General features: G+C 51.8%; 17 protein-coding genes. 9 read left to right on the forward strand and 8 right to left on the reverse strand.

Going from position 1 to position 16,301, the window contains the following annotated elements:
- Positions 1-9: 9 nt before the first annotated feature.
- Positions 10-411, reverse strand: a complete 402-nt coding sequence (locus EHT87_RS08200; RefSeq protein ID WP_124905635.1) for a response regulator — start codon at positions 409-411, stop codon at positions 10-12.
- A 172-nt stretch (positions 412-583) separates the two neighbouring features.
- Between EHT87_RS08200 and EHT87_RS08205 the strand changes: the two genes are divergently transcribed.
- Positions 584-2,290 (forward strand): IlvD/Edd family dehydratase, encoded by a 1,707-nt coding sequence (locus EHT87_RS08205; RefSeq protein WP_124905637.1) that lies wholly within the window; start codon positions 584-586, stop codon positions 2,288-2,290.
- A 109-nt stretch (positions 2,291-2,399) separates the two neighbouring features.
- Here the strand turns inward: EHT87_RS08205 and EHT87_RS08210 are convergent, their stop codons facing one another.
- Positions 2,400-3,335, reverse strand: coding sequence for a sugar phosphate isomerase/epimerase family protein (locus EHT87_RS08210; protein ID WP_124905639.1), 936 nt, complete (start codon positions 3,333-3,335; stop codon positions 2,400-2,402).
- 290 nt (positions 3,336-3,625) lie between these two features.
- Here EHT87_RS08210 and EHT87_RS08215 point away from each other — a divergent pair, with 290 nt between their 5' ends.
- On the forward strand, positions 3,626-4,195 hold the full coding sequence (locus tag EHT87_RS08215; protein WP_124905641.1) for a DUF4126 domain-containing protein: 570 nt from the start codon (positions 3,626-3,628) through the stop codon (positions 4,193-4,195).
- Between the two features lie 2 nt (positions 4,196-4,197).
- Here the strand turns inward: EHT87_RS08215 and EHT87_RS08220 are convergent, their stop codons facing one another.
- Positions 4,198-5,286 (reverse strand): dipeptidase, encoded by a 1,089-nt coding sequence (locus tag EHT87_RS08220; protein WP_124905643.1) that lies wholly within the window; start codon positions 5,284-5,286, stop codon positions 4,198-4,200.
- A 55-nt stretch (positions 5,287-5,341) separates the two neighbouring features.
- Positions 5,342-6,058, reverse strand: coding sequence for a membrane or secreted protein (locus EHT87_RS08225; protein ID WP_124905645.1), 717 nt, complete (start codon positions 6,056-6,058; stop codon positions 5,342-5,344).
- A 415-nt stretch (positions 6,059-6,473) separates the two neighbouring features.
- Between EHT87_RS08225 and EHT87_RS08230 the strand changes: the two genes are divergently transcribed.
- The 4 genes from EHT87_RS08230 to EHT87_RS08245 all read left to right on the forward strand — a co-directional run bounded on the left by EHT87_RS08230 (position 6,474) and on the right by EHT87_RS08245 (position 10,633).
- A complete protein-coding gene (locus EHT87_RS08230; protein ID WP_124905647.1) occupies positions 6,474-6,782 on the forward strand; it encodes a GNAT family N-acetyltransferase in 309 nt (102 codons plus the stop codon).
- Between the two features lie 448 nt (positions 6,783-7,230).
- Positions 7,231-7,773 (forward strand): outer membrane beta-barrel protein, encoded by a 543-nt coding sequence (locus EHT87_RS08235; RefSeq protein ID WP_124905649.1) that lies wholly within the window; start codon positions 7,231-7,233, stop codon positions 7,771-7,773.
- 128 nt (positions 7,774-7,901) lie between these two features.
- The gene (locus EHT87_RS08240) at positions 7,902-8,933 is read left to right on the forward strand and encodes a threonine aldolase family protein (RefSeq protein ID WP_124905651.1); all 1,032 of its coding nucleotides are present in this window, start codon (positions 7,902-7,904) and stop codon (positions 8,931-8,933) included.
- Between the two features lie 104 nt (positions 8,934-9,037).
- Positions 9,038-10,633 carry a bifunctional GNAT family N-acetyltransferase/carbon-nitrogen hydrolase family protein gene (locus tag EHT87_RS08245; protein WP_124905653.1) on the forward strand — a complete coding sequence of 532 codons (1,596 nt, stop codon included), beginning with the start codon at positions 9,038-9,040 and terminating at the stop codon, positions 10,631-10,633.
- Between the two features lie 151 nt (positions 10,634-10,784).
- Here the strand turns inward: EHT87_RS08245 and fumC are convergent, their stop codons facing one another.
- Positions 10,785-12,188 carry a class II fumarate hydratase gene (fumC, locus tag EHT87_RS08250; RefSeq protein ID WP_124905655.1) on the reverse strand — a complete coding sequence of 468 codons (1,404 nt, stop codon included), beginning with the start codon at positions 12,186-12,188 and terminating at the stop codon, positions 10,785-10,787.
- A 158-nt stretch (positions 12,189-12,346) separates the two neighbouring features.
- Here fumC and EHT87_RS08255 point away from each other — a divergent pair, with 158 nt between their 5' ends.
- From EHT87_RS08255 to EHT87_RS08265, 3 genes are read left to right on the forward strand one after another with little or no spacing between them, the layout of a single operon-like run.
- Complete coding sequence (locus EHT87_RS08255) at positions 12,347-12,787, forward strand: Xre family toxin-antitoxin system antitoxin (RefSeq protein WP_124905657.1); 441 nt, start codon at positions 12,347-12,349, stop codon at positions 12,785-12,787.
- Between the two features lie 15 nt (positions 12,788-12,802).
- The gene (locus EHT87_RS08260; protein ID WP_124905659.1) at positions 12,803-13,252 is read left to right on the forward strand and encodes an RES family NAD+ phosphorylase; all 450 of its coding nucleotides are present in this window, start codon (positions 12,803-12,805) and stop codon (positions 13,250-13,252) included.
- 6 nt (positions 13,253-13,258) lie between these two features.
- The gene (locus tag EHT87_RS08265) at positions 13,259-13,876 is read left to right on the forward strand and encodes a 3'-5' exonuclease (protein WP_124905661.1); all 618 of its coding nucleotides are present in this window, start codon (positions 13,259-13,261) and stop codon (positions 13,874-13,876) included.
- Here the strand turns inward: EHT87_RS08265 and EHT87_RS08270 are convergent.
- From EHT87_RS08270 to EHT87_RS08280, 3 genes are read right to left on the reverse strand one after another with little or no spacing between them, the layout of a single operon-like run.
- Complete coding sequence (locus EHT87_RS08270) at positions 13,865-14,830, reverse strand: AAA family ATPase (RefSeq protein WP_124905663.1); 966 nt, start codon at positions 14,828-14,830, stop codon at positions 13,865-13,867. The two genes, EHT87_RS08265 and EHT87_RS08270, sit on opposite strands and share 12 nt — an antisense overlap.
- Positions 14,827-15,495, reverse strand: a complete 669-nt coding sequence (gene pnuC, locus EHT87_RS08275) for a nicotinamide riboside transporter PnuC (protein ID WP_124905665.1) — start codon at positions 15,493-15,495, stop codon at positions 14,827-14,829. The genes EHT87_RS08270 and pnuC overlap by 4 nt, the downstream gene beginning before the upstream one ends.
- Positions 15,492-16,295, reverse strand: coding sequence for an exodeoxyribonuclease III (locus tag EHT87_RS08280; RefSeq protein WP_124905667.1), 804 nt, complete (start codon positions 16,293-16,295; stop codon positions 15,492-15,494). Before EHT87_RS08280 ends, pnuC begins: the two co-directional genes overlap by 4 nt.
- Between the last annotated feature and the right edge of the window lie 6 nt (positions 16,296-16,301).

The following is a 16,301-nucleotide window of genomic DNA, read 5'->3' on the forward strand; positions in this document are numbered from 1 at the left end:
AAGTTACACTCAGGCCATCGGTCTGTCGAGAATCAGTTTGGCAAGTCGGTTGGTAAGGGTTGAAATAAGCGGGGGTTTGGTCAAAAAATCAGTGGCACCCAACGCTTTGGTTTCCAGAATATCCTTCTGTTCTGAGGAGGTCGAATAAATAATAATGGGAATGTGCTCGATACGGGCTATTTTTTTCAACTCCATCAGGCACTGTTTCCCGTGCATCCGGGGCATATTCAAATCCAGAAAAATATATTCGGGCATAAAAGCATCCTCCTGTCGAAGCTTTTGCAGGGCCTCACCGCAGTCATCGGCCACCACACAGGTCAATCTCGGATCTACTTTTTTCAATGCCAGTGTAAACAATTCCTGATCGTCTTCGTCGTCGTCGATCAGAAAGCAAGTGACGGGTGAGTTCATGCCATAAAACGATTGAGTCTGCTTTGCGAAGATATTAAACATTATCGATGAAATGAGCGGAGGCATTCATTTACCAAAAACTTTCTAACTTACTGCCCAAAACGGGCAAACGACCCTATATTTAATTCCCAAAAGCCACAAATTCCTTTACTCACTAACTACGAATCTCAACATGTATCTTCGTTCTCAAGAATGGTTTGGCCGCACGGGCAAAGACGGTTTTATCTACCGTGCCTGGATGAAAAACCAGGGTTTTCCACACCATTTGTTTGAAAGTAAGCCGGTTATTGGCATTTGCAATACCTTTTCGGAACTAACGCCCTGCAATGCGCACTTCCGCGACCTGGCCGAAGCCGTCAAGCGGGGCGTGTGGGAAGCGGGCGGTTTTCCGCTCGAATTCCCGGTGATGTCGCTCGGGGAATGCCAGATGAAGCCAACCACCATGCTGTTCCGAAACCTCGCCAGCATGGACGTGGAAGAATCGATTCGGGGCAACTCAATGGATGCCGTCGTGCTGCTGTGCGGCTGCGATAAAACCACCCCTTCGCTCGTTATGGGTGCCTGTAGTGTCGATATACCAACGCTCGTCGTATCGGGCGGGCCCATGCTGGCCGGAAAATACAAGGGCCGCAACATTGGCACATCCGACCTCTGGCGGTTTGCCGAAGCGAACAAAAAGGGAGAAATGTCGCAGGAAGAATTTGTAGCCGCCGAAGCCTGTATGGCCCGTAGCCAGGGCCACTGCGCCGTAATGGGAACGGCTTCCACGATGGCCGCCATGGTCGAGTCGCTGGGGCTGGCCTTACCCGATAATGCCACGATTCCGGCCGCCGATTCGCGCCGGAAAGTGCTGGCCCACATGGCAGGCATGCAGGCCGTCGAACTGGTGAGGCAGGACATCCGGCCCTCGAAGATTCTGACGCGTCAGGCGTTCGAAAATGCCATCATGGTCAATGCCGCATTGGGAGGTTCGACTAACTTCATCATTCACCTGACGGCCATTGCGGGGCGGATGGGCGTACCGCTGTCGATCGATGACTTTGATAACCTATCGGCGAAAATCCCGTTATTAGCCAATTTGCAACCGTCGGGTGAGCATTTTGTGGAGGACCTGTTCTATGCCGGGGGCTTGCCCGCGATTATCAAAGAGCTGCAACAATTTTTACACAATGATGCCATGACCATCAATGGCCGTACGCTGGGCGAAAATAGTTTAAACGCCGAATGTTACAACCGGGATGTCATTGCCTCGGTGGCCGAGCCCTTCAAACCGGAGTCGGGGGTTGCCATTCTGAAGGGAAATCTGTGCCCCAACGGGGCGGTTTTAAAACCGTCGGCAGCCTCCCCCGAACTCATGCAGCACACCGGTCGGGCGGTGGTTTTCGAGAACATCGACGACTACAAAAAGCGCATCGATGACCCGGACCTGGACGTTGATCCGTCGTGTGTGCTGGTGCTGAAAAACGTCGGACCAAAGGGCTATCCCGGTATGCCCGAAGTAGGCAATATGCAACTTCCGGCCAAAATTCTGGCGTTGGGCGTTCACGATATGGTGCGGATTTCGGACGGACGCATGAGCGGTACCGGCTTCGGCACGGTGGTCTTACACGTTTCTCCGGAAGCCGCCATCGGCGGTAATCTGGCGCTTGTCCGCGATGGCGATCTGATTACGCTCGACGTCGAACAACGCCTGCTGCATCTGCACGTTGAAAAAGAAGAACTGGCCGAACGGCTGACGCATTTTCAACCCATCGACCTGGGGTACGAACGTGGGTATACGCGCATGTACATTCACCACGTTTTACAAGCCCACGAAGGCGCCGATTTTGATTTCCTGCAAGGCAGCTCCGGACCGGTTGTGAAACGGGACTCGCATTGACGGACGGGCTGTTTCGCGGAGGTACGCGGAGAAAATGGAGTTGAGCGGAGTTTTTTAAGAAAGTCTCCGCTCAACTCCATTTTCTCCGCGTACCTCCGCGAAACAACTTTTAAACTCCTTCGGCTACTTTTTTCATTTTTTCCAGGCCGGTTTTCGCCACCGCCAGTGCGTCCTGCGCGTAGTAGGTTTTGTTGAACAATTCCAGCGACAACACAATGGTTTTGCCGGGTGTTTTCAACTGCCTGAGCGTTTCGTGAACCGGCCCAACTCCGTCGCCGGGATAAATGCGGTCGGCATCGACGATGGTTTCGCGGGGCGGATTGGTCGGGTAATCGTTCAGGTGAAAAACCTCGATACCGGGTTTGCCCACCAGCGGTAGACTGGCCGGGCTGGTTCCTCCTTTGTAGAGGTGATAAATATCCAGTAAAACCCGCGCCGACGGATGACCGCTCTGAATGGCGACGTACATCACCTCGCTCAGTTTGTTCAGGTTTTTAGAACCGCCCCACAATTCAAGTTGCGGAACAACGCCGGTTTTGTCGCCCAGTTCGAGGATGGTGCGGTACCGTTCGGCGGCTTTATTCAAATCCAGACCGGGTTGCTGAGTGGCACCCATCGGCGGGGCAGCGGTGCGCTTACAGCCAATTTGGGCCAGCAATTCCATTTCCTGCCGGAGTTGTTCGACCCCCTTCGTGCGGGTGGTTTCGTCATCCACAATCCACTGCGCAAACCCGATGGCATTCTCCACTTTCAAGCCCAGATCACCCAGCAAGTTACGAACATCGGCAACGGTATGCGTTTTCAGGTATTCCTGAAAGGAGTTCATCCAGATTTCGACGGAACGAAATCCGGCTTTGGAAGCCACTTCCAATTCCTTTACAAAACCGAGGTTCTGCCCGCGTATGGTGCTCACATTCAGGGCGAATGTAAATGGTGGGGGATCTTTTACCAGGCTTACCGGTGTAGTTGCTAACAGCGTTGAGGGCGACATAGCGGCTCCACCAGTCGTGGCGGCTATGGCAGCAAGGGTCTGACGACGGTTCATGAAAGGTTTGGGAATAAGAACATTTTCGTTCGAAAAATACGGAATTCCTGAGATTATACGCTTAAGCGGTTTAAACTTTCCAACGGGACGGGAACCTTCATGAAGCGGCTTGAACCGATCACAATGGATTCTTCAGCCGAATAAATTCAGGCAATCGGTCTGATCTGCGTACCCGTTTACAATCACTACCCGGTTTCGATTCACGGTGATTTAAATAGATTTTCCGGTTTAGGCTTGTCTATTGTCGCTCGTCACCTATCTTTCATGCTCGAATTGATTTATGCTTCTTTATGGAATGGTTACTTAGTCTTTGTCTCGGAATTGCCTTGAGTGCCTGCTGCGGCTTTCGAATTTTTGTCCCCCTGCTGGTAGCCAGTTTAGCGATCAAGGTGGGTTGGATTGCCGTAACACCCGGTTTTGAATGGATGAGTAGCTGGACGGCCGTTTTTTTACTGGCAACGGCCACCATCATCGAGATTGGCGCTTATTACATTCCGTGGCTCGACAATGCGCTGGACACCGTAGCCACGCCCATTGCTTTCGTTGCCGGAACCATTCTGACGACGTCTTTTGTCGACATCGATGTTCCCATGTTAAAATGGGGACTTGGCCTGATCGCGGGCGGTGGCACGGCCGGTTTAATTCAGGCCGGAACCAGCCTGCTGCGCATCGGCTCTACGGCCACCACGGGCGGTTTAGGCAACCCGGTTATTGCCAGTGCCGAAAATGTCGCATCATTCGGACTGTCGCTCGTCGCCGTATTTCTCCCGCTGATTGCCGCTTTTCTGGTTTTGGTGGTCATCATATTCTTCATCCGGCTGATGGTGACCCGAGGGCGACAACCCCGGCAGGGAGCCTGATGTTACCGGGGGCGACTCCACGCTTTCCGCAGAAACCGCAGCCAGTTTTTATAGAAAATATTTTCGATGTCGCCGGGTGAATATCCTCTGGCGGCCAATAAACCCGTCAATTTCTGCAAATCGGCAATGGTGTCCAGGTCGGTGGGTGACTGTTCGGTTCCGTAGGTACCATCCAGATCACTCCCAATGGCGATGTGCTCGCTGCTACCCGTTAGCTGGCAAATGTGATCGTAATGGTCGATGATGGTTTCGATGGTGATGTCAAAATCCGCCGGATTGCTGGTTCGTTGCGTAAAACCGGGTTTCATCATCCAGGCGTCGAAGCATCCGCCGATGACGCCACCGCGCTCGGCCAGTTGCCGGATCTGATCGTCGGAAAGCTGACGCTGGTGCGGCACGAGCGTCCGGCAATTGTGGTGACTGGCCCAAACCGGACCTTTGTAAAGCGCAAGCGCTTCCGAAAACCCTTCATCGGTCAGGTGAGTCGCGTCCAGAATAATCCCCAGCCGATCCATTTCCAGCACCAGTTCCCGGCCCAGGGGCGTCAAGGGGCCGCTCAAACCGGTTCCGGGTGCATACCGCCCCGTACTGTAATGCGCCGGTCCCAGGGCCCGCAGCCCATACGCGTACGCTTTTTCCAGATACGTTAAATTCACCAGCGAATCCGCTCCTTCCAGACTCAGGATGTAACCGACCGGTTTTTGTTCATTCGGAATCGAATCATCGAGCCACAGCGCAACGTGTTGGTCCAAACCGGCCAGATCGCGAATCTGGATCATCTCGCCCGCATCCTGCATGGCTTCATACCAAGCGCGTTGAGCCTGCGTCATGGCCCAGGCCTGGTGGGGCGAATTCCAGCCTGCACCGGGCAGATTTCCGTTGCTCTGATTAAAGCGGGCAATCTGCGTGGCAACCACCAGGCCAATGGCACCGCGCCGGAGGTCAGGGAGCGAAACCGTGCCTTTTGCGCGGTCGATTTTATCGGTCATCCCGGCTTCCAGTTCCCGAATTTCGTGGGCCGGCAGCCGGTAATCGCGGTTCCATTCAATGGCATTCAGGGAAATATCCAGGTGGGCATCAATCAAAAACATAGCAGGTAATTTTCAGTAAATACGGAACGAAATGGCATTCCGGACCAAGGTAAGCTTATTTTTCCCGGCTCCAAACTTCACTCACCTTCCCGCCCGTCGAACTTTGGCCGCGGTGATACCAGTCGTTTCCTTTCAGTTCGCCGTCAAATTGCAGTGTTCGACCCACGCGGTTGTTGTCGCGGGAAAAGAATTCCAGTTTTTCGGTGTATTTCCCATCAGCGAAGGTATACGTTCCTCCGGCTGTTCCCGAAAATTGCTTCGTTTCCGGGTTGATAGCGGCCCACTGAAAGCGGTTTCCGGTCAGGAGTTTCAGGGTTTTCCGGGCGGTTCGCTGCCGGGTTTTCACCTGCCCGTTCTCATCGATATTGCCCGTAATCCGCCACAAACCGGCTAAAGGCGTTTGGGCCGTGGGCGTGTCCGTACGCTCGTAGGTATCAGTTTCGCCATCTGTGTTCAAAACCAGGCGGTTATCCCTGAACGATTCAATGGTCAGCGTCTGGGTTGTTCCCACCTGCGTACTGTCTTCCGTATTGAATTCGTAGGTGATTTTGAGTTGTTTCCCATCGGTTTGGTAAGGGCCACCCTGCGCGCCAAGAAACCGGCCGTCTTCGTGATAAGCACCCATCATATACCCATCCGAAAGCACAAACGCCACCGAAGCACCCCCACTATCCACCAGCCGCCAGGACCCCGCCAGCGAAGGAACCGTTCGACGGGAAGCTGTTGCCACCCACAAAATAACTACCAGAGGAAGTATGGTTTTGAATCGCATAATCGAACTCGTTTTGAAACTGCTTAAGGTATAACGACTTTTTCAAACAATGAATGCGGCAGAAGTATCCGCTTCCAGAAGCCACCGGATGAACCGTGCCAGCCCCACCCTGGGCAATGCCCCTACGCATTTGGTGCCATTCAGACCAGTCACCTTGCGAATGGCCCCAGGTAATGGCATTTGCGGATCGGCACCGATCGTTTGCTTTTTTCGTTGATTGTTAACGCCCCTGAAGCCAGCGGAAACTGGCTTCAGGGGCGTTAATTTCAGGAAAACCGTTGATTTTGACAAGCGATTCGGAAGTGCTGGTGGCATAATTCGATAAATGGCATTATTTTTCTCATAAAATACCGTTGAATTTTAACATATCTATTCTTCGATGGTTACCTACGTACAAAACCTAACAACCCTCATCATGAAAACTAAGGAAATGGCGGTTTCCATCAATCGGGCTGAAAACCGCTTTGAACTCGAAATCAATGGCAGGCTCTCGTTCATTGCCTATACGCCCAAAGATGACCAGACGCTGGTGTTGACGCACACGGAAGTTCCGACGAAACAGGAAGGCAACGGAATTGGATCGCGGTTGGTAAAAGGTACGTTTGAATACATCGAGAAGTATAATCTAAAAATGATTCCATCGTGCTCATTCGTAGCCAATTATATCAAAAGCCATCCCGAATACAATCGCCTGGTCAGCCCGGACTACCGCAAGAAATATTAAAAATAGCATCGACCGAAAAAGTCATTCTCCATCCACCGATTATGACCCCATTTTCTACTTCTTTTTACTAAATTTTATCATCTTTCCCTGGCGTTTTGAAATCCGAAGCTTCCGCGCGCAATTGTCGGGTGGTTTTGCGGGAACCGTCGTTACTCCAGCCCTGACGTTACCGATTCCCATCGACAGACTGCGCACGGTATTCTTTTTTATTGTACTACGCTTTGTATCATCCATGATTTAGAAGAATTTCCAGAATCATGCAACTAACTCCCGGGCTGGTTTAGTGGCCCGGCAAACAGACTTACACTCAGCCTTGCAACGATCCGTATATATCGTTTTCAAGCCTTCTGACCCGTTTTTCTGCAAAAGGTGTAACTTTTAAATTTTTCTACGTCTCAACGTAAACCCTCCAAAAAATGGAGATCACTTTACAACCAGACACAAGAAAATGAAAAAAGTAGTGATGAGTTTGCTGGTTTCAGCCCTGAGCATGGCCAGCGTTTATGCCCAGAAAAATACCGTTTTAGTCTATGGATCAATCAATGCCGAATCGCAAAAGCTTTCATCCGGCACAAAAACTTCCACTTTCAATTTCTCGCCCGCGGTGGGGTATCAATTCAATGACCATTGGACCACGGGTTTGACACTGGCAACCAAAACCGGGAAAGATTTTTCAGGTGTTAAAACATCGACATTTGGTGTTGGGCCATTCGTTCGTTACGCCATGCCACTTTCCGATATTTTTGCCGTATATGGGCAATTTAACGCGGATTATTTATCCGGGAAAGCGGGCGACCTTAAAATGAGCGGGTTCGGAGGCACTTTATTCCCCGCAATTGGTGTTAATATGAAAAATGGATTTGCATTGAACTTCAGCTTCGGCGGGTTGAGTTTTGCATCACAAAAAGTAAAAGGAGCCTCGAAAAGTACGACGGATGTCAATTTTAATTTCGGTAGTGGTGCCGGGTTTGGCATCTCGAAAAACTTTTAAGGTAATTAACCATAAGTGAGAGTAGAGTAGTATTTGTTGTTACTGTTTGGAAAGCCGTCTCCTTTTTAGGGGACGGCTTTTTTGTTTTCTTTGCGACCTTTGTGTCAATCTAACGTGAAGTACTGGCTATGTCAATTGACTTACGAAGCGATACCGTTACGAAACCCACTCCGGCGATGCTGGAAGCCATGTTTACGGCCGAAGTGGGCGACGATGTTTTAGGCGACGACCCCACGGTGCTGGCCCTGGAAGAAAAAGCCGCCCGCCTGTTCGGCATGGAAGCGGCTCTGTTCTGTACGTCCGGTACCATGACGAACCAGCTGGCCATTCGGACCCATACCCGTCCCGGCGACGATGTGATCTGCGATCAGCTTTCGCACGTTTACCTCTACGAAGGTGGGGGAATTGCCGTCAACGCCCTGGCGTCGGTGAATCTGGTGCACGGCGAACGCGGCAAACTGACGGCGGATCTCGTCCTCGACCATATTCAGCCCGACGATCTGCACAAGCCCATCTCGCGGCTGGTGTGTCTGGAAAATACCGTCAACAAAGGGGGTGGCTCTTATTACACGATTCCGGAAATTGCCGCCATCCGGCAGGTGTGCGACGACCACGGTTTGAGGCTGCATCTGGACGGTGCGCGGCTGTTCAATGCGCTGATCGAAACCGGCGAAAGCCCGGAAGCCTACGGAACGTTGTTTGATTCCATCAGCATCTGTCTGTCCAAAGGGCTGGGCTGTCCGGTTGGGTCGCTGCTGCTGGGAAAAGCGGATTTTATCAAGCAGGCCCGGCGCTACCGCAAACTGATGGGTGGCGGGTGGCGGCAGGCTGGTTATTTGGCCGCTGCGGGCATCTATGCCCTCGATCACCACGTCAACCGCCTGAAACTCGACCACGCCCGCGCCCGGAAGATCGGCCAGATGCTAGAGCACTTACCGGAAGTCGAGGAAATTTATCCCATTGATACCAATATTGTTATTTTTCGACTGAATCAGAACATCTTAGCCGCTGATTACGTTGACCAATTGGCCCGGAAAGGGATTCTGGCGGTTCCATTCGGCCGGCATCTGGTCCGCTTCGTAACGCACCTGGACTTTACGGACGAGCATTTAGAAAATCTTGAACTCAAATTAAAAGAAGGGGTTGTTTCGCGGAGTTGAGCGGAGAAATGGGGAGTTTAGCAGAGAAAAGTAAGAAAAAAATCCGCTCAACTCTCCGTTTCTCCGCTCAACTCCGCGAAACACCTATACAATACAACCTCGCTATGCATATTCAAACCAGAACATTACAGAAATCCGATTACGCCGACCTGAAAGAGGCCATGATTGAGGTCTACAGCGGGATTGGCGGGGATTATTGGGAAAAAAATCTCATTGATAAATTGCTGAAAATTTTCCCGGAAGGGCAGTTCTGTGTGGAGGTCAACGGCAAAGTCGTGGCTTGTTCGCTGGCGATTCGTGTGAAATACAGCGATTTTGGCGACAATCACACGTATGAAGAAATAACCGGTAATTACACGTTCGATACGCACAATCCGAAAGGAAACTGGTTGTATGGCATCGAATTGTTCGTCCATCCGGAATACCGGGATTTGCGGCTGGGTCGGCGGTTGTACGACGCCCGCAAGGAACTTTGCGAATCGCTAAACCTGAAAGGCATCATGGCGGGCGGGCGCATCCCGAATTACGTCAAATATGCCGGCGAAATGTCACCCCGGGAATACATCGCCAAGGTGAAACAAAAGGAAATTTACGATCCGACCCTGACGTTTCAGCTTTCGAATGATTTCCACGTCAAGAAAGTTCTGCGCGGTTATTTACCCGGCGACAGTGAATCGCTGGAATATGCGACCTTGCTGGAGTGGAACAACATCTATTACGTCGATGAAAAGAAGAAAAAACCGCATACGGATTCCATCATCCGGCTGGGTGTCGTGCAGTGGCAGATGCGGCTTTTTCCCAACATGCAGGCCCTGCTCGAACAGGTAGAATATTTTGCGGATGCCGTTAGTGACTATAAAGCAGACTTTTTGGTTCTCCCGGAATTCTTCAATACACCACTGATGGCGGATTTCAACGATCTGCCCACACCGGTTGCCATTCGCAAGCTGGCCGATGTCACCCACGAAGTACGGCAAAGGCTGTCAGAACTGGCTATTTCGTACAATGTCAACATTGTTGGCGGGAGTATGCCACTCGTTGAGGAAGGAAAGTTATACAACGTCGCTTACCTGTACCGGCGGGATGGATCATTTGAGGAATATCGGAAAATTCACATTACGCCCAATGAAGTACGTCACTACGGGATGATTGGTGGCAACGAAATCCGGACGTTCGATACCGACTGCGGAAAGATTGGCCTGTTGATTTGTTACGACGTCGAATTCCCGGAACTGAGTCGAATTCTGGCCGATCAGGGTATGCAGATTTTGTTTGTGCCGTTCCTGACCGACACGCAAAACGGTTACACCCGCGTGCGGAATTGTGCCATGGCGCGGGCCATTGAAAACGAGTGCTACGTGGCTATTTCGGGCTGCGTTGGCAACCTGCCCCGCGTGGCCAATATGGATATTCATTATGCCCAGTCGGCCGTATTTACACCCTCCGACTTCCAGTTCCCCAACAACGCCATCAAGGCCGAGTCGACGCCGAACACCGAAATGGTGCTCATTACGGATGTCGATTTATCGTTGCTGACCGAACTTCACGAGCAAGGTTCGGTTCAGATTCTGAAAGACCGCCGGACGGATTTATACGACATTACGATGAAACGGCAACCGAGAGCTAAAACGGAGAAGAAGAAGGAGCTATCAAACGAAGAAGAATTGCGGACCCTGCCACCCGTCATTGTGGTGGAATAACCGCGTAGCATTTTATACAAACACCGTCTGCAACTTCAGACGGTGTTTGTATAGGGTCAGGTCAATATCGCACTCCCCCTAAGCCGCCCGCCGGAACACAGTGTGTGCAAATACCTGTCAGGTTTTAAAACCTGACAGGTGTGTTGACTGCTTATACGTTTATGTCACCCACCATATCTTCCGGTTTCACCCACTCGTTGAATTCGTCTTCGGTGAGGTAGCCCAGTTTGATGGCGGTTTCTTTTAGTGTACTTCCTTCACGGTGAGCCGTTTGGGCAATTTCGGCGGCTTTGTAATAGCCGATTTTGGTGTTCAAAGCCGTCACCAGCATCAGCGAGTTGTTGACGTGTTTGCGGATATTTCCTTCAATCGGACGGATGCCAACGGCGCATTTGTCGTTGAATGACACACAAACATCGCCGATCAGCCGCGCCGAATGCAGGAAGTTATAAATCATGACCGGTTTGAAAACGTTCAGTTCAAAATGGCCCATCGAGCCGCCGATGTTGATCGCGACGTCGTTGCCAAACACCTGAGCCGCCACCATCGTCATGGCTTCACACTGCGTCGGATTCACTTTGCCCGGCATAATGGACGAACCGGGTTCGTTGTCGGGAATGAAGATTTCGCCAATACCCGCGCGCGGTCCCGAAGACAACATCCGAATGTCGTTTCCGATTTTCATCAGACTGGCCGCTACGGTTTTTAGCGCACCGTGGGCTTCCACAATGGCGTCGTGGGCCGCCAGGGCTTCGAATTTATTCTCAGCCGTGATGAACGGCAAACCGGTCAGAGCCGCGATGTGTTTAGCGACATTTTCGGAATAATTCGGGGGCGTGTTGATGCCCGTACCGACGGCGGTTCCGCCCAGGGCGAGTTCGCTCAGGTGCGCCAGCGTGTTTTTAATGGCCCGTAAACCGTGGGTCAATTGCGAAACGTAACCCGAAAATTCCTGTCCGACCGTCAAGGGCGTGGCATCCATAAAGTGCGTGCGGCCGATTTTTACGACGTTTTTGAACTCTTTCGCCTTCGCATCCAGCGTATCGCGCAGTTTTTCAATGCCCGGAATCGTGACTTCGATCAGGATTTTGTAGGCCGCAATGTGCATCGCCGTCGGAAACGTATCGTTCGACGATTGCGACTTGTTGACGTCGTCGTTCGGATGCAGCGCTTTCTTTTCGTCGGTTAGCTGGCCGCCCTGCAACACGTGGGCGCGGTAGGCCACCACCTCGTTGACGTTCATATTCGACTGCGTGCCGGAGCCGGTTTGCCAGACCACCAGCGGAAACTGGCTGTCCAGTTTTCCTTCCAGAATTTCGTCGCAGGCCCGCCCGATCAGGTCCGATTTCTCCTGCGACAATACGCCCGCATCGAGGTTGGTGAGAGCTGCGGCTTTTTTCAGATACGCAAACGCCCGGATGATCTCGCGGGGCATTTTATTGATGTCTTGAGCAATTTTAAAGTTGTCAATCGAACGCTGGGTTTGTGCGCCCCAATACACATCGGCCGGTACCTGAACCTGGCCCATCGTGTCTTTTTCAATCCGGTATTCCATTTTGAGACAATAGACGTTAGACTTGAGACTAAAGATGCCGGAGGGTTTTGCCCGGCGCTTCCGGTGGCAAAGGTAGAACACAAGCCAATAGATACGAATGGAATTTATATATTTGTCAGGATGTTGTCAAATGACAGGATCAGGATAATCAAATAACCATGCAGGTATCGGTAAAACAAATTGTGACGGCTTTGGGAGGAGAACAGCTTATGAAGCGTTCGATTCGGCACGAACTTGATTTGCTGGAGATGGTCCGGGAAGGATTACCCATGGAATCCATTGCTCATCTTCAGAAAAATATGGGTTTTACGAATAAAACGATGAGCCATATTCTCGCCATTTCGGAAAGCACTTACCAACGCCGGATTCGCTCGGGCACTAAGCTGTCGCAAGATGAAACGGAAAAAGCGATTTCGCTTTCTGAAGTTTTTGAAACCGGCAAAGAACTATTCAAAAAACCGGAAGATTTCCGATTTTGGCTGGAAAGCAAAAATTACGCATTAGGTGGTGAAAAACCCATGGACTTGCTGGACTCAGCATTTGGGAGAGCACAAATTCTGGAAATTCTGGGACGCATGAAATACGGGATTTATTCCTAACGCAGGCTCGATTGTATGCTTTTATACCGAATCGCTCCGACGGTTTATGCTGATGATTTAACTGGAACCGGCGGACTCTACCGTTCCGGTCGCTGGCATAACGTGGGAACCCGCATCATTTATACGTCAGAGCATGTATCCTTAACTATGCTGGAAACCTTGGCCAACTGGACAAGTCTCCCCGAAGATATTTCACTGGTGACGCTTGAAATCCCCAATTCGGCCTCCGTTTTTGCTGTAGAACGCAACTCACTACCCAATGACTGGAATTTAACCCCCGCACCATTCAGCCTGGCTGAAATTACGGAGGAGTGGATCAAAAAACGGCAGTATTGGCTCATGCGCGTCCCGTCAATCCACGCTCCTACCGAATCCAATTACCTGATCAACCCGCTTCACCCGGAACATAAGAAGCTGTACATTGTCAGCCTAGAACCCATTCAATTCGACCCCCGATTAAAATAAAACCATATGCCTTTTTTAGTCCTTGACCTTGAAATGACCGGCCCGGAGCCGGATTGGAACGAAATTATTCAGGTGGGTGCCGTTCTTTTTGACGACAACTGGATTGAGAAAGGCCAGTATCTGACCAACGTCTACCCCGAAAACGAAGAAGCGTTTTCGAGTTCGTCCGAGAAAATCCACAACCTGTCGCTGGCCGATCTGGAAGATGCGCCGATGATTTATGATGTGCTTCCCGAGCTGGAAGAGTGGATTATCAAGCAGTTGGGCATCCAGAAAACCCAGAAGACAACGGACAACAATCCGTATTTGCGGGATGTCATTATCTGCGGTCAGAGCGTCATCAACGACATCAATTTTCTGAAAGAAGCCTATCGGCTGGAAAAACTCAAATGGCCGTATTCGCGAACTTTAATCGATTTGCACACGCTGAGTTATTTCGCCTTCCGGATTCTGAAAAAGAACAGCAAACCGGTTCCGCAGCGGCTGAGCCTGAAGGACATTGCCGGGCATTTCGGCTTCGAACGCGAATCCGACATTCACAACGCCCTCGAAGATGCGGTATTGACGGCGAAGTGTTTGAAAGAAGTTTTTAAGCTGGCGGACCGGTTGAAGTTAGGCGAGTAACCGGTCAATTTCCCCCGTCACGATCGCCCAGCGGGTGGCCCAATCGCCCGACACATCGACGTAATCAATGTTTCGCTGTGCCAGGGCGGTTTTGAAGCGGGTATACATCTCTTCCCGGCGATGGCCCAGATCGCGCAACCCGTCGGCCACCCAGGGAACGTCGATGTTCAACAGAAAATACCGGTCGTAGGTAATCTGTTTTTCGAGCTCGTACAAAACCGGAGGCACTTCCTGTAAATAGTGATCCGCGTACAACTCAGTCGTAATCAGATCGGTATCGCAAATCAGTAGTTTGTTGGCTACTTTGGTCGCATCCAGAACCGCCTGCGTCTGGGCGTGTCCGATCGTCACGTAATCGTCGGGCGTCAGGTCATTGGACGTAATCAGATCGCGGGCCACCTCCTGAACAAAAACCGTCTCGTAATGCGCGGCCAGTTGCTTCGCCAGGGTGGTTTTCCCGACACTTTCGGAACCGTACAGGCAAATCTTTTTTACGAAATACGGCCTGACCACCTCGGGAATATACTGCCAATACCGGGCCGGATGCTGCCGGATTTGCGTAGCCGAAACCGGAACCCGTTGCCGCTCCGGATCAAACCAGATGCAGGGCAATCCGAGGTGCTGCGATAACGGCTCGCCATACGGTTCGGAACAGAAAAAACCGTCGATGTCCGGAAACCGCTGTCTGATAAAATCGCTCCACAAGCGGGTAGCTTCCCACAACGGCAGGCTGTCGTCCGAAAAATCATCCACAACCGCCACCAGTTCAATGGTCTTCCGATGGCCAAATAACGCCCGCAGCCATTCCATCCGAAGCGCGGGGGCAATCGGATCGGCGGGCGTGCAGTTCATGGAAACAATCAGGTGGTCGCACTGGCCCGCAGCAAACTCGATCAGCGCGATGTGGCCCCGGTGAACCGGCATGAATTTCCCGAAAATCAATCCTTTTTTCATGCGGTGGTGGTCGTATAGCTCCGGTACTCGCGGGTCCAGTGCCAGGCCCCGACAAACGCAATCAGGCAATAAAAACCGTATTCGATGCCCAGCACTTTTACGCCTTTTGTGAAGTACATGTAGGTACTGATCAGATCGACCAGCAGCCAGACGTACCAGCATTCCAGCTTCTTCCGGATTAACAGAAACGTTGCCACGATGCTCATGACGGTCGTAAACGAATCGAGGTACGGGTAGGCACTCGGCAGGCTGAACATCACCGGAAACCATTCGTGCAGATTCCGGGCAATGGTGCCCAGAACCGCCGTCGCCAACACCCCGGCTCCGAGTAAAAAGGCGAAACTTTTGGACGATAAGGGCGTAATTCTCAGCTCATTCCGGCGATCTTCTTCTCCGGTTTTGGGGTGCGTCCACTCCCACCACCCGATTGCGTTGGTGATGAAAAAGAACACCTGCAAAAACATGTCGGGATACAGTTGAATCTGGTAAAAAAGAAAGAGAAAGATGATTACGCTCACCATACCCACCGGCCAGCTCCAGAGGTGCGCCCGGGCCGACAGCACCGTTGCCACCGCCCCGGTAACCGTTCCGAAAAACTCGAGGTAACTCATCGGATACCCGAGTACCGTAAAGAAAATCGAATTAATGTCGAAGATTTCTTTCATCGTGCAAATTCCAGCCAAACCGGTCCGTGGTCGGAATGGACGGCGTTGGGAAGGTGTCCGGCGGCCACAATGCGGTCCTGGCAGCAGTCGCTGACGGAAATGTAGTCGATCCGCCAGCCTTTGTTACTGGTGCGGGCACCGGCGCGGTAACTCCACCAGCTGTATTCGATTTTGTCGGGATTTTTGTAGCGATACGAGTCGATAAAACCGCTGTCGAACCACCTGGTCAGCCACGCCCGTTCTTCGGGCAAAAAACCCGAGGAGGTTTTGTTCCGAACCGGATCGTGAATATCGATGGCCGTGTGCGCGATGTTGTAGTCGCCGACGACGATCACATTCGGCCGGGTTTTCCGAAGTTCCTGAACATACGCGAAAAAATCATCCAGAAACTGCATCTTGACGGTTTGCCGGATTTCGCCGGTGGTGCCCGACGGAAAATAGCAATTCAGCAACGTCAGATCGCCGAAGTCGGTGCGGAGAATCCGGCCTTCGCAGTCGTAGGCAGGGATTCCGCACCCCATAATGACCTGATCCGGTGGTAGTTTCGAAAACGTCGCCACCCCGCTGTAGCCTTTTTTCTCGGCGGCATGCCAGTGATACCGGTAGCCCAGGGCCTCGAACGGCAGCAAATCCACCACGTCGTGCGTGGCTTTCACTTCCTGAAAACACAGGATGTCGAACGGATTTTGCGACAGCCATTCGATCAGCCCTTTGCTGAGGGCCGACCGGATGCCGTTGAGGTTGTAGGTCAGAATTTTAACGGTTTCGCCGGTTTCTGTCGATGCGTCGAGCGTTGTCATATCGGA

This window comes from Larkinella knui, from assembly GCF_003858645.1.
In the GTDB taxonomy this organism is placed as follows: domain Bacteria; phylum Bacteroidota; class Bacteroidia; order Cytophagales; family Spirosomataceae; genus Larkinella; species Larkinella knui.